The organism is Rivularia sp. PCC 7116 (assembly GCF_000316665.1).
Lineage (GTDB): Bacteria > Cyanobacteriota > Cyanobacteriia > Cyanobacteriales > Nostocaceae > Rivularia.
Window position 1 is genome coordinate 2,776,559 of the sequence record NC_019678.1, and the last position, 14,177, is coordinate 2,790,735.

The following is a 14,177-nucleotide window of genomic DNA, read 5'->3' on the forward strand; positions in this document are numbered from 1 at the left end:
TAAAAATATCTAATTTTTTTGGATTACAGATGCAATTAATTTATGAAAAGAAATCATAAAGCTTTTTAAACGTTCCCAAAACATAACTTTTTGCGTACTATTCTGAGCAAATGCTGTCAACTGGGCGAACAGGTTGGTGAAGAATTGCGATTTATCTAATATCTGCTGATTAATTTGGTTGAGAGACTCTATGTATTTTTCTAACTGCGCGGAAGCTTCTTTCTGACTATTAGCAGTTTTAGTGATTGTACTTATTAATCTACTGGTTTGAATGTTTGCAGTCACAATTGTGTCGAGTTTTTGCTTGTTGTTTTGTAATGATTGTACCCAAGTTGAAATCTCTTGATTTCTAACTTCTATTATTTCAACTATTTCGTTGATTTTTGCAATATCAGAAGTCAACAGAGGTTGAGTTTCTGCTGTAGCTCCCGAGAATTCTTCTTTTGTTATCTGGGCTTTTTCCGAGTTATTTTCTGAATTGCTTACTTGTTTGGCTATACGAACATCAAGCTGTGAAATATAATTACAGAGATTTTGGCAATGCTCATCAAGTTGCTTCACTCTCATCTCACCATCTTTAGCAGCTTCCTGAAGTAAAGGAATATTCTCTAATGTCAATTTAATATTTTCTCTTTCTGATTCTAGTAAATCATAGTTCCTTTGTATTTGTTTTTCCACTTCCTCGCCGGTTATTTTTATGAGTTGAGCAGCATCGAGAATTTCGTGAATTTCTTTACCGCAAGCAGCAACATAATTAGAGATATTTAAAGCCTTATTCCAAAAAACCTTAAATATCATTTTGCTATCCTGAGATAGTTCGATAATTACCTTCCTCAAATCTTCTTGCTGGGGAAGAAAAAGACTTTTATTTAATTCATTTGCTTTAGCATTGCTTTCTATCAGTTTGGCATTTTCTAAAGCAAAACCTACTTGCATAGCAATCTGGGAAAACCATCTGACTTCGTAAGAATGCCAATCGCGGAATTGAGAACATTGATTGGCAACCAACAAACCCAGCAGCTTACCTTCGTTGATAATTGGTGCGACTAAATTCGCTTTGATTTCTAATTTTTCAAGTTGAGTAATATGACAAGGAGTTAGATTGGCTTGATAAATGTTGGGAATTACTCTAACCCTACCATTTTGATACTTGTCAAAATACTTTTCTTCAAAACATGGATCTTGCAATATCATTCCCAAACCTTTAGTGAAGCGAGGAGCTACCGATTCGGCAATTATGACTCCATAAGAATCCTGATTTAATCCATATATTACTACGCGATCGCACTCTAATATGCGCCTTACTTCTTCGGTGGCAACTTCAAGAATATCTTCACGATTAAGAGATTGGCGAATTAGTTTTACGGTGTCGGTAAAATATTGCGTCCATTGAGCTTCGGTATCTACTTTGTCTTTAAGTGAGTCAGCTTCTGCTAAAACGTTAGCATTTTCTAAAGCGAAACCTACTTGCATGGCAATTTGAGAAAACCATCTGACTTCGTAAGAATGCCAATCGCGGAATTGAGAACATTGATTGGCAACCAACAAACCCAGCAGCTTACCTTCGTTGATAATTGGTGCGACTAAATTCGCTTTGATTTCTAATCTTTCAAGTTGAGTAATATGGCAAGGAGTCAGATTGGCTTGATAAATATTGGGAATTACTCTAACCCTGCCATTTTGATACTTGTCAAAATACTTTTCTTCAAAACATGGATCTTGCAATATCATTCCCAAGCCTTTAGTGAAGCGAGGAGCTACCGATTCGGCAATTATGACTCCATAAGAATCTTGATTTAATCCATAGATTACTACGCGATCGCACTCTAATATCCGCCGCACTTCTTCGGTGGCAACTTCGAGAATATCTTCACGATTAAGAGATTGGCGAATTAGTTTTACGGTGTCAGTAAAATATTGCGTCCATTGAGCTTCGCCGTCTGCTTGCTTTTTTAAATTTGCAACCTCGATTAAAATATTGGCGCTATCGAGAGCAAAACCCACTTGCATCGCAATCTGAGAAAACCAGGTAATTTCATGGGAAAGCCAATAACGTGGTTGGGAACATTGATGAGCAACCAATAAACCTATTAGCTTGCCTTCATTAATAATTGGTGCAACTAAATTCGCTTTAACTTCGAGTTTTTCTAGTTGCTCGATGTAACAAGCTGCAAGATTGGCTTCGTAAATATTGGCAATTGCCTTAACTCTTCCATCTTGATATTTTTCCATGTACCTTGCTTCAAAACAAGGATCTTTTATTATCCTTCCCAAACCTTTTGTGAAGCGAGGAGAAACCGATTCGGCACTTATCAATCCCTGTGATTGCTTATTCAAACTATAAACTACGACGCGATCGCAATCTAATACCCGACGAACTTCTTCTGTTGCAGTTTTGAGAATATCTTCTTTAATTAGAGATTGGCGAATATATCTGACTGTTTCCGTAAAATACCGCGCCCATTCATCATCAACATTCGGTTGCTCTTCATCGATAAATGCTTGCCCAGATTCATCAACAGTAGCTTTAAGAATATGTGTTGACTCAGATTCTGAAAATTCTTGATTGTTTTCAGGCGTATTAAAGAAGTTATGTGTCATTTATTTAGTAATATACAAATATGAAATAACAATGGATTCGGATAATTAAGCTGTTGCGTATTCTATTTGTCTAAAAGAGGATTAAACATTTATTTAAACCTATTATCAATTATCCATTTCCCATCCCAATACTGCTCAGTTAAGGAATTGGACACAATGGTTAGATCCCCCAAACCCCCTTAAAAAGGGGGCTTATTTCCCTCCTTTTTAAGGAGGGTTAGGGAGGATCTCCTCTTAACTGAGCAGTATTGTTTCTCATCCTTATAATTACCATAAGTGCTTGAATCAGAACGATATAAAAGGTTGCTATTAGCTATAATTCACAACGCAATTACCGTCATTAGATGCATGTTATTAATTAGATGTATTTCAAATAAGTTTTTCCGAAAAAGATTCAAATACATTTTAGGTAATTTGTATTTTACATCACAAAAAATCTATACAATACTTTAGTATGTATAGGTTTCTAGGTATTATAATAATTATTTAGCTATTTTTGAATAAAAAATAAAAATAAATTGAAAAAATGCATTTTTAAAATACACGATGGCTTTTGTATAGTATCTCATTAAAGCATAAAATCTTATCTTTATCTTTATCTCTATAATTCATGGGGTTGCACTAATTGCAAAAACTGATTATGAAGTCTCGTCGGCACTAAAAAAATCATTTTTGGACGAAAGCCTTGAGGATATTTAGTAATTTGAATAAATTTTGGCTTTAAATGCATTTTCGATTTATCTTTGAACTTGATAAAAGCAAAAATAAGATAATCAAGTTCCTTAGCAAACTTCAAAACGCGGCTATCGGGAAAAGCTTCAGATAAAATTAAAGGCTGTTCCTTTTTAATTAAATTTTTTCCTCCTAACAACACTTCAGTATCTGCACCTTCCACATCTGTCTTAATAGCAGTCACTTTTAAATCTGGATGCTTGCTGGCAAAATTATCTAAAGTATCAACTTTCACGTTAATACAGTTATTATAATTTTTTGATTTCGTATTTAAGCTGCTTAACTCAGGTAGCTTGCTAATATCAAACTGCATTTCACCAACTTTTGAATAAACAGCTTCTTGAATAACTTGGATATTATCAACTTTTTGGGCATTTTGTTTTAAAGCCGCGATACTCCTTAAATCCGGTTCAAAAGCATAAACGCTATGACAGTAAGGAGAAACCAGTAGCGAATAGTAACCAATATTAGCGCCGATATCTAAAAAGCTTTTGGATTTATCAAGGTATTTAATTAAATATTCTTCGCTTCCCCAATCAACAAAACCATTTTTTAAAAAAAGTTCAGTTCCAAATTTACTGTTGCGAGGAAGATTTATTGATACCCCTTGATTTAATTTCAGAATATTATCTTGTTGAAGAACGCGTTTATAAAATTGTCTGATAAAATATCTATAAAAAAACTTAGGATAGCCAACTTCACGAACAAGATTCCAATTTAACATATACTCATATTTGATTGATAATTGATTGATAGCAATTAGAAATTTTATAGTATTATAATTAATTCCAGAGAAAAAAACAGAAGATAATACTGATAGAGGTGTAATTTTTAACCTTTAACCTGCCCAAAACCCGAAACCCAAGGGTCAATTTCAAACTCCTGTGCCAAAAAATTGATAAAACAGCGAACCTTCGCTGGTATAAATCGACCTCTTCTATAAACAGCATTTATCGGTAAAGGTGTCGGTTGATATTCTTTTAAAATAACCTTGAGTTTTCCATTATTGATACAGTCACCAAATAACCAAATAGGCAATACAGAAATACCAATTCCAGATAAAACAGCTTCCCGGATAGCAGTAGAATTATTTGTTTGAAAATTTCCTGTAACTTTTACTTTTATAGTTTTATCTTGACTTTGAAAATACCATTCATTCCCTGTTGAAAGTCGAGTATAAACAATACAGTTATGATGAATTAACTCTTGAGGTTTTCTAGGTTCTCCATTTTCTTCAAAGTATTCATGAGAAGCAGCAGTTACACGGCGAGTAGTGCCGATACGCTGACTAATTAAAGATGTATCTTGATGGTTGCCAATTCTAATCGCTAAATCTACTCCTTCCTCAACTAAATCGATAAAACCATCATTCATCATCAAATCCAGCTTGATATCGGGATAGCGCTGCAAAAAAGCCTTAATACGCGGAACTATTTGTAACTGTCCAAAAGATACCCCACAATTAACCCGCAGAGTACCACTAGGTTTTTTTCTTTCTCCAACGCTAGCTTCAGCTTCGGCTAACGTTTCCAAAACCCTTAGACATTGTTGATAAAACTGCTCCCCCGCCTCAGTCAAATTTAAAGTTCTCGTCGAACGTACTAAAAGCTGTACATCCAAATATTCCTCCAAAGCTGCAATTTGTTTGCTGATAGTAGGTTGCGTAGTTTCCAACTCCCGAGCCACAGCAGAAAAACTACCAGTTTCAACCGTGCGTACAAAGCTTTGCATCCAAGCGATTCTATCCATATCAGTGAACAGTGAACAGTGAGCAGTTATCAGTGAGGAGAAAAATTATGTGGTGATTAAGTGATGGAATAAAAGTTATTTCTTCATCTCCTTTTCTTCCCTCTACCCTCTCTTCCCCCTCTCTCATTCATTCCCATTTGGAATAAATCATATTCTATTTTACCATCTTCTCAAACTATTAGAAATGAATCATCATAGGTATATCGAAACGAGGACGAAAACATGAATTTACAAACAGCACTAAATAACTTTCAAGCTGAATTTAAAGAAAAAGTACCTGCTGAAGCTGCTGCAACTATGGAAAGAGCAGCAAACGAACTGCTTCAAGAGTTTGAAGCCAGAAACTTAATTAAAATTGGAGATATAGCTCCTGATTTTACTCTTGCCGATGCTGTCGGTAACAAGATTAGTCTGAAAGAGAGATTGACAAAAGGCGCTGTTATTCTTACTTTCTATCGCGGTGGCTGGTGTCCTTACTGTAATTTAGAATTACGCGCTTATCAGCAACTATTACCGGAAATTGAGAGATTGGGGGCTTCGTTGATTGCAGTTTCTCCCCAAACACCAGACGCTTCTTTAAGTACCGCAGAGAAAAACGACCTTGAATTTGATGTATTGAGCGATGTTGATTTAACTGCTGCCAGAACTTACGGGCTTGTATTTGAGTTAAGTCAAGAATTAAAAGCGCTTTACCAGCAGTGGGGGATAGATTTACCAAAGAATAATGGCAATAATGAATGGAAATTACCCGTTCCCGGTACATTTGTCATCGACCAAAACGGACGTATAGCCGCTTCTTACATTAATACCGACTATACCAAGAGATTGGAACCAAAAGAAGCGATCGCCGCATTACAAAAATTGTCTCATGCAGCTGCTGTTTAATGTTTCTACCGCAATCAAAGTTTGTAGTAAAGGCTAAACCCCTTGCTACAAAACCTCTTTAACCTTTCACCGCCACCCCTTGATACATATATCCCAAAAACTTGGGTGTCTTATCTGCATAAAATTCTTCTACATTTACCCGAATAAATTGTTGTTGCACAATAGAGCGAATATTTCGATTGAGGTTGCAGCCATCGGCAATCACATTCTGTATCGGATTTAACCGATTTTGCCAAGTTTGAATTGATGGCTCATTACTCAAACCGTGCTCTATAAAAAAGAATTTTCCACCCGGTTTTAATACTCGATGAATTTCTTTGACAGCTTGTTCAACTTTTTCTATACTGCATAAAGTCCAAGTACTAACAACGCTATCAAAAGTGTTATCAGCCATCGGTAGATTTTCGCCACTTAAGATTCTATGGTCTACCGTTATGGAAGATTTTTCGATTCGCTTTTGCGCCAGTTTATTAACTCCCGGATTATTATCAACAGTAATTATTTTATGAATTTCATCTGGATAGAAGGAAAGATTTAAACCCGTACCAAAACCAATTTCTAATACTTCTCCTTCAACTTCTGCTAAAACTTCTTGACGATATTGATTAAAAGTAGAATCTGATAGCGACCAGTCAAGAAGATAAGGAAAAATTTTCTGCGAATAGAATCCCATAGGTTTTTGTAAAAATAATAGTTGTCAAAGTTCAAGGTTTTAATACAAACTTCTATCTTGATTGTAATATTAATTGCTTTTTTAGTTCCTAATTTCTCATAGGCAAATAATATTTAAAGGCTCTGCCATCTGATTATATTAACAACCATTTTTCAAAAACAAATATTAGTATATATAGATACTTTTGATTCGGGCTAATTACTTAATACATATTTGCTATTACCTATAAAATTTACGAGCTACTCAGTATCATATATTCCCAAAAGCCCTTATTCTAAGGTTTTTACTCGCTTTGGTAACATCAAAATGTTTTGATATCTTAACAAAATTAAGTAAAGATTATTAACGATTTGCTGTATTATTATCTACATTAATTCTAGCTTATGAATAGGAATTTACATAATTTGTAAAGGTTGTTCTGAGTGGATTTGTGAGGAGTAGCAAGTGATACAGAATATTTCTAAATTATGGATTTGTAGTCCTGCTTTATTAGGTACTACGTTAATCATGGCAACTGCTACAGTAGGTTTAACACCACAGTTAGCAACAGCAGCCCAGAGCGATTCTGAGGTAATTGTTGAAGATTTAAGTCATGTAGAAAAGACATCTTTTCAGTTAAGTGAAATTCCTCAAAATCAGGAAAATAAGATAGATTTATCAGTTGATTCTAAGCAAAATTCAAACGTATTATCTGTAGATAAACTGGCTCAAGCCAAGAAAAAGCCAGTAAAATCTCAAGTCACTTCAGTCTCTCAACTATCAGATGTTCAGCCTACAGATTGGGCATTTGCAGCTTTACAATCATTAGTCGAACGCTACGGTTGTATAGCGGGTTATCCGAATGGAACTTATCGCGGCAATCGTGCTTTAACTCGTTACGAATTCGCGGCTGGTTTGAATGCTTGTTTGGATAGAGTTAATGAGTTGATTGCTACTGCTACTGCTGATATCGTATCTCGTGAAGATTTAGCAACCCTACAGCGCTTGCAGGAAGAATTTTCTGCCGAACTTGCAACTCTGCGCGGTAGAGTTGATGCTTTAGAAGCTCGTACAGCAGAACTCGAAGCAAATCAATTTTCTACTACCACCAAACTTCAGGGTGAAGCAGCATTTACCCTTGCTGGTGTTGAAGGAGATGATGTAGATGCTGAAATTGTATTTAACGAAAGAATTCGTCTTCAGTTAGTATCTAGTTTCACGGGTAAAGATAAGTTATTTACTCGTTTAACCACTGGAAACATCGGTAACTCATTTGCGGACGAAATCGGTACTAACGAAGGTCGTTTTGCTTTTGACGGTCCCGGAACCAATGATGTTGTCCTTGATAGATTGCACTATGTCTTCCCGGTGGGTGACAAACTCAAAGTTACTACAATGGCAAGTTTGGGAGCGCACCACTTCTATGCAGATGTGTTCAACTCCGGCTTAAATGCTGGTGGTGGTGCAACTGGTGCAATGTCCCGATTCGCGGAACGAAATCCGATTTATCGCTTAGGAATTGCTGGCTCTACAACAGGTGTTGGTTTTAGCTATAAGTTAGCTGATGCCATTAAAATTGAGGGCGGTTATCTTGCTAAAAATGGTTCCGATCCTGACGAAAAAGCAGGATTATTTAATGGCAACTATTCTGCTATGGGACAGCTTGTCTTTCAACCAGCTAAAAGATTTAAATTCGGTTTGACTTATGTAAACGGTTACGATCCAGGTGATGGAACTTTTGCTTGGGGCGGAACCGGAACCGACTTTGCTAATTTGAATGATACAGGAGCAAGACGAATTAACAGTAATTCCTACGGCGTACAGGCTCAACTCGATCTCAGTTCTAAATTCAGCATTCGCGGTTGGGGTAGTTATACCGATGTCGATTTTCGCGGCGGAGGAGATGCCGAAATCTGGAACTATGCCCTAGCTTTAGTGTTCCCCGACTTGGGTAAAAAAGGTGGTTTAGGTGCAATTATTGCAGGTGCGGAACCTTATGCTGGCGAAATTTCACCAAGACCTGCTAACTTTGAAAATGACACACCCCTACATGTTGAAGCGTTATACAAATATCCTATCAACGACAACATTTCAATTACACCAGGAATCATTTGGTTAAAGTCTCCCAATCAAGACGAAGATAATGAAGATGTCTTCATTGGTGCATTGAGAACTACGTTTACTTTTTAATAGGCATTGGTGAATTGGGGGATGGTTAAGAGTTAGCAGTTATAAGTAGCGAGCAGGGAGTAGTGACTCCCTTCTCGTTAGAAAATCTCCTATAACGTAGGTTGAGTTAAAAAACAATTTGAATCTTGAAGAAGTATTAAATAATATAGATTTCCGATCTAATGTAGAAGATACAGATATTTTTGCAGATTGATTCAGCATTAATTTTGCTACTTCTTCCAGTAATGATAATTATCAAGACTTTATTGATGGTATAAATAAAAGTTTGTCTGGAGTCGAAAGTTTTATGATCGAGGAAAGCGATAATATTATTACCTGATAAGAAAATTTTCTCATGGAATATCTACACACAATGGTTCGCGTCAGCGATTTAGAAAAATCGCTCGACTTTTATTGCAAAAAGCTCGGATTAGTCGAAGTTAGGAGAAAAGAAAGCGAAAAAGGACGTTTTACTTTAGTTTTTCTTGCCGCACCTCAAGACGTTGACAAAGTAAAAGAATCAACCTCTCCCCTAGTAGAACTTACTTACAACTGGGACCCCGAAGATTATCAAGGTGGACGCAATTTTGGACACCTTGCCTATCGAGTTGATGATATTTACGAAACCTGCGAACGTCTGAAATCAGGCGGCGTTACCATCAATCGCCCCCCACGCGACGGACACATGGCATTCGTGCGATCGCCTGATAATATCTCCATAGAACTCCTGCAAAAAGGAGACGCACTACCACCGAAAGAACCTTGGGCTTCAATGCAAAATACTGGAAGCTGGTAATGGGCATGGGGCATGGGGCATGGGGCATTGGGCATTGGTAATTGGTAATTTTGTCTACCCCCTCTCTCCCTCTCTCCCTCTCTCCCTCTCTCCCTCTCCCCCTCTCCCCCTCTCCCCCTCTTACCCCTTGACCCAAAATCATTTATCCTCTAAACTAAAATCGACCAATCGGTCTGAAGCCTACTAATGTCCAAAGGTAAAGAAACCAAAGAAAAAATATTGCACCAAGCAGCCGGATTGTTTAACACTCGTGGCTATGCTGGTGCGTCTATTTCCGACATCATGCAGGTGACAGGATTAAAGAAGGGGGGGATTTATAATCATTTCCAAAGCAAAGACGATTTAGCATTGCAAGCATTTGACTATGCAGTTGATCTGATAAAACAGCGTTATCGCGGTGCTTTGAAAAATAAACGTCATGCAGTTGAACGTTTACGAGGAATTATCAGCGTATTTCGCGCTAATATCGATAATCCAGCGATTGAGGGAGGATGTCCCTTGATGAATACTGCGATTGAAAGCGATGATGCTCACCCGTTGTTACGACAACGCGCTCAAACGGTAATGGATGATTGGCGAGAGATGGTTTGCAAGGTGATCGAAAAAGGAATTGCGAGGGGTGAAATTCGTTCCGGAGTGAATCCCGATGAAGTTGCAACCGTAATGATTACATTACTCGAAGGTGCGGTAATGATGAGCAAATTGTATGATGATGGGATTCACTTGGAGAGAGCAATTAACCATTTGAATCATTATATTAAGGTTGAATTACAAGCGTAGAAAAATATTCGCAATAAAAGGGGTATATTTTTTTGGACAAAAACAGACCAAATGGTCTTAAAAATATAGAGAGGATAGCTAAAGCAAAAACTATGACACAGCAAGAAAAAACAACTTCAGCTAGTGATTGTCTCACCGCTCAGCAAGCCTTTGAGAAATTTTTTACTCCACCTAGAAAGTTACCAACAGAGCAAGAACAAAAGTTTCAAGAACAAGCAGATATTTTCACAATTCCTGCACAACCAGCAGAGCTTACAGCATATTCCTGGGGGAAAGGTAAAACTATTTTATTAGTTCATGGATGGGGAGGGCGTGCTACACAATTAGGTTCTTTCGTCGAACCTTTAGTAGAGTTAGGTTATCGGGTTCTTGCTTTTGATGCACCTGCACATGGTAAAACAGCAGGTACGCAAACGAATGTGCTGCAATTTGCTCAAGCAATTAAAACTGTTGTTGAAAAAGAAGGTTCAATAGATAGCATAATTGCTCATTCATTGGGAAGTGCAAGTACGTCAATAGTATTAAATGAAGGACTTCAAGTCCGCAAAATAATTTTTTTAGGGGCTGTTTGTTACATATCAACTACAGTAAAAATGTTTTGTAAATCAGCAAAACTTTCTCCAGAATTAGAACAAGAATTACGTAGTTTAATGGAAATTAAATTTGGTCGAGATGTTTGGCAAGAGTTGTCAGTTGATAAGAGAGTTAACAGCTTAAAAATACCAGCTTTGCTATTTCACGATCGCAATGACAGAGAAATACCATTAGAAGAAAGTATTGCAATCAATAAGTCATGGTCAGATAGTCAATTAATTACAACTTCTCGACTTGGACATAGGCGAATTCTTAGGAATGAAGAAGTTATTCAACAAACAATAAAATTCATTGCTTCTAAATAGAGCTAATCAAAAAAGCAATCAAGCATCTTAACTGAAAGATTTATGTTTAAAGTTCTTTTCTTAGATGTATATATCGCTTTGACCTTTAACCTCTTTTAACCAATCATGCTCAAATTTTACTACAATCCCCGTTCACCTATGGCTCGTCGTGTATGGCGAGGTTTGCTAGAAAAAGATATTCCCTTTGAAGGAATAGTGATGAATTTGAATGGAGACCAATTTCAGCCAGATTATCTACAAATACATCCTTTCCATCACGTTCCGGCAATAGATGATGATGGATTTAAGATGATAGAATCCATTGCGATTTTAGAATATTTAGAAACAAAATATCCAAATCCCACACTGTTACCAAAAGACACTCAATCTTTAGCAACAGTAAGAATGGTACAGATGGTTTCTACAAACGAATTAGTTCCGAAAGTACTGCCTTTAATGTTGGAAAAACAAGATTCACCAAAGTTGATTGCAGCGAAAGAACACGTTGAAAAAGTATTAGCTTTTTTTGCCGATAATCTCAAAGATAATTCTTACTTTGGAGGTGAAAATTTAAGCTTGGCAGATATTATCGTCGGGACAGATATTTCATCCTTACCGCACTTAGGAATTGATTTTAGTAAATATCCTAATCTAAATAAATGGTTTGAACAATTAATGCAGCGTCCATCATGGCAAACAACAGAAATGAGTCCAGAAGATTTTGAAAAATTTCGACGGATTGTAACTAGGATGGTTCAGCAAAAAATGAAGCCATAAATTCATAGTTATTAACAAAAAATTAATGGAGACGGGGCGCAGTGCTACGTCTCCGCATAAGTACTGAATAATGTCAAATGACTGAGATTATCAACGCGATAATAAATATTCTATTGTCACGCAACAACCCAGTATTGTGAAGCTCGCAAAATTCCTGATAGCTAATAATCTATTTTCAGTAATTAGACGTAAGAAAATCTATAAAATAGATGTTAAATTGTATTTTAAAAATATTGCTATCGTCGTAAAAGTATCGCATTTTGTCTACTAACCGGTCATATTAACTAATATAATTATCTGTTGCAGACAGTTTATTTAACATAAAAATTACGGGTGTAGCCAATATTTAAAATCTACCAAACAAACTTTGAGAAAGAAAATGAACCCTAATTATTTGAAGTACACAGTTACAATAGATGATTTAGTAGCTTTCCTAATCCATCATTGTCGTACTTCTCCCCGCGAACTAAAAACATTTCATCTTTATCAGAGAAAAACACCTATTGCAATTTTCAATATATTTTTATTTCAAGCGATTCTACAAAGAAATCTTAAAGCTTTAATTACTGGTACAATCATTGCGCTATCAATATGCCTTTTTGCGACTTTATTCAATTACTTTGCTCTAAAAGAAAATAACGTTAAAAAAATGTTGGTAGAAAGAAATCGTCAAGGAGAAACAGGAGAACATATATTAGAGTTAACAGATACTGAAATTATAGAAAAAACGAGAGTTAATGAGACTAAAACCAAAATTTCATTTTTAGATAAGATTGTAAATTTACCAGATTATGCTTTGATTTATATTAGTTCTGTTGAAGCTTATGTAATACCAAGGTCATCTATAAGTGAAGGTAATCTTGAAAAATTTTTAGAAGAACTTAACATAAAAATAGAAGAGAACTCGCACGCTTCTGACAACTAAATGAGTTTGATAATAGCAATCTTATTTCAGTAGGAATGGCCGCAACTGGCACATTTTCCTTGTAGGGGAGGCAAAAAGGGGTGTAGATAATATCCCCCTTTATTGCCGTTGCTAGTACACTGATTGATTCTAAGGCAATAATAAGGTTTTTCTGTCACGCACCAACCAAAGCCTTATGACAATTGCGGGCATTCCTGTTCAGGTGAAATAAATAAAAGTATCCGAAAACCCGGTAAAAAAAACCGGGTTTATCAATTATCACTACTTTTTTGTCAACTACTAGCTACCCATTACCCATTACCCATTCCCTTTTCCCGTCAACCTCTTCGTGAAAGAAGAAACAAACCGATAACCCTTACGCACAACATTCAACAAAGAAAGCGGTATCCGTAATTTCAATGGATAAATCAAAGGAAGATATACCCAGTAATATGCTTTCTTAACGTTATCCCACTTAGAACATTTTTCTTGTTGCAGAAAATCTGATATATCTACAACTAATCCCCTACCTTCATGCATCATTACATTGCGTGCGTGAATATCGTGGGGGAAAAGTCCGCGACTTCTCGCGTAATCTAAAGCTTTATCAATTTCTTTTATAACTTTTTTGGGAACGCGGATACCAAGTTGAATGCAGTCCCATATTGTAACTCCGTATAGCCGTTTCAATACTAAAAAACCGTCTTCAGCGAAGAATAATTGTGAGAAAGCAGGATGTTCACCCAAACGTTTGTAAACTTCTACCTCTTCCTCAAAACCAGGTCTTCCCGGTGCGTAAATCTTAACTACTAAATCTTGATAATCTGGATGATGAACCACGGCAGCGTAGTTTCCGGTACCAAGTAAAATCCAAGGGGGTGGTATATGACGAACTTTTACCGGATCGTGAGGATTAACGCTTTCTATTTGAAGTTTCGGAAGTAATTCAACCTGAATATTCTTGACGAAGCGATTTATCTGCAAGGTTTCCATATAAAATAAACACCCTGGTTTAACGATTGATGAGAATTCATCCCGAATCAAAGTCACAATAAAGTTATCACACAGCTATCATCAAATATAAGTAGTAACTACACACACAAAATTATTTTTACGAATTGGAAAAGGAGATGGTAAGCTACTGCGTTGCGGAGGTTCCCGCAGTACTTAGCAAATAGCACCACCCGAAGGGAGACAAGGAAATGGAGTTAAGAGTTATGAGTTAATAAAGATTACCCCATTGCCAATCCCGAT

12 protein-coding genes are annotated in these 14,177 nt (G+C 36.5%); 7 read left to right on the top strand and 5 right to left on the bottom strand.

Annotated elements, in window-relative coordinates; translation table 11 throughout:
- Positions 1 to 9 precede the first annotated feature (9 nt).
- From RIV7116_RS33795 to RIV7116_RS10835, 3 genes are all read right to left on the bottom strand, one after another.
- Positions 10 to 2,601, bottom strand: a complete 2,592-nt coding sequence (locus RIV7116_RS33795) for a GAF domain-containing protein (protein WP_015118338.1) — start codon at positions 2,599 to 2,601, stop codon at positions 10 to 12.
- A 601-nt stretch (positions 2,602 to 3,202) separates the two neighbouring features.
- Complete coding sequence (locus tag RIV7116_RS10830; protein WP_015118339.1) at positions 3,203 to 4,057, bottom strand: FkbM family methyltransferase; 855 nt, start codon at positions 4,055 to 4,057, stop codon at positions 3,203 to 3,205.
- A 107-nt stretch (positions 4,058 to 4,164) separates the two neighbouring features.
- Entirely contained in the window at positions 4,165 to 5,082 is a 918-nt protein-coding gene (locus RIV7116_RS10835; RefSeq protein ID WP_015118340.1) for a LysR family transcriptional regulator, read from the bottom strand.
- A gap of 222 nt (positions 5,083 to 5,304) precedes the next feature.
- On the opposite strand from RIV7116_RS10835, the gene RIV7116_RS10840 reads away from it, so the two are divergent.
- Positions 5,305 to 5,967, top strand: coding sequence for a peroxiredoxin-like family protein (locus RIV7116_RS10840; protein ID WP_015118341.1), 663 nt, complete (start codon positions 5,305 to 5,307; stop codon positions 5,965 to 5,967).
- A 58-nt stretch (positions 5,968 to 6,025) separates the two neighbouring features.
- Here RIV7116_RS10840 and RIV7116_RS10845 read toward each other — a convergent pair whose 3' ends face one another.
- On the bottom strand, positions 6,026 to 6,640 hold the full coding sequence (locus tag RIV7116_RS10845; RefSeq protein ID WP_015118342.1) for a class I SAM-dependent methyltransferase: 615 nt from the start codon (positions 6,638 to 6,640) through the stop codon (positions 6,026 to 6,028).
- A gap of 444 nt (positions 6,641 to 7,084) precedes the next feature.
- Here RIV7116_RS10845 and RIV7116_RS10850 point away from each other — a divergent pair, with 444 nt between their 5' ends.
- The 6 genes from RIV7116_RS10850 (at position 7,085) to RIV7116_RS10875 (ending at position 12,944) form a co-directional block, all read left to right on the top strand.
- Entirely contained in the window at positions 7,085 to 8,809 is a 1,725-nt protein-coding gene (locus RIV7116_RS10850) for an iron uptake porin (protein ID WP_015118343.1), read from the top strand.
- Positions 8,810 to 9,143: 334 nt separating this feature from the next.
- On the top strand, positions 9,144 to 9,584 hold the full coding sequence (gene gloA / locus RIV7116_RS10855) for a lactoylglutathione lyase (protein WP_015118344.1): 441 nt from the start codon (positions 9,144 to 9,146) through the stop codon (positions 9,582 to 9,584).
- 186 nt (positions 9,585 to 9,770) lie between these two features.
- Positions 9,771 to 10,364, top strand: a complete 594-nt coding sequence (locus RIV7116_RS10860; protein ID WP_015118345.1) for a TetR/AcrR family transcriptional regulator — start codon at positions 9,771 to 9,773, stop codon at positions 10,362 to 10,364.
- A gap of 92 nt (positions 10,365 to 10,456) precedes the next feature.
- On the top strand, positions 10,457 to 11,263 hold the full coding sequence (locus RIV7116_RS10865; RefSeq protein ID WP_015118346.1) for an alpha/beta hydrolase: 807 nt from the start codon (positions 10,457 to 10,459) through the stop codon (positions 11,261 to 11,263).
- 105 nt (positions 11,264 to 11,368) lie between these two features.
- On the top strand, positions 11,369 to 12,019 hold the full coding sequence (locus tag RIV7116_RS10870) for a glutathione S-transferase family protein (protein WP_015118347.1): 651 nt from the start codon (positions 11,369 to 11,371) through the stop codon (positions 12,017 to 12,019).
- Positions 12,020 to 12,398: 379 nt separating this feature from the next.
- On the top strand, positions 12,399 to 12,944 hold the full coding sequence (locus RIV7116_RS10875; protein WP_015118348.1) for a YcxB family protein: 546 nt from the start codon (positions 12,399 to 12,401) through the stop codon (positions 12,942 to 12,944).
- A 297-nt stretch (positions 12,945 to 13,241) separates the two neighbouring features.
- On the opposite strand, the gene RIV7116_RS10880 is transcribed toward RIV7116_RS10875, so the two are convergent.
- The gene (locus RIV7116_RS10880) at positions 13,242 to 13,916 is read right to left on the bottom strand and encodes a hypothetical protein (RefSeq protein WP_015118349.1); all 675 of its coding nucleotides are present in this window, start codon (positions 13,914 to 13,916) and stop codon (positions 13,242 to 13,244) included.
- Positions 13,917 to 14,177: the final 261 nt, after the last annotated feature.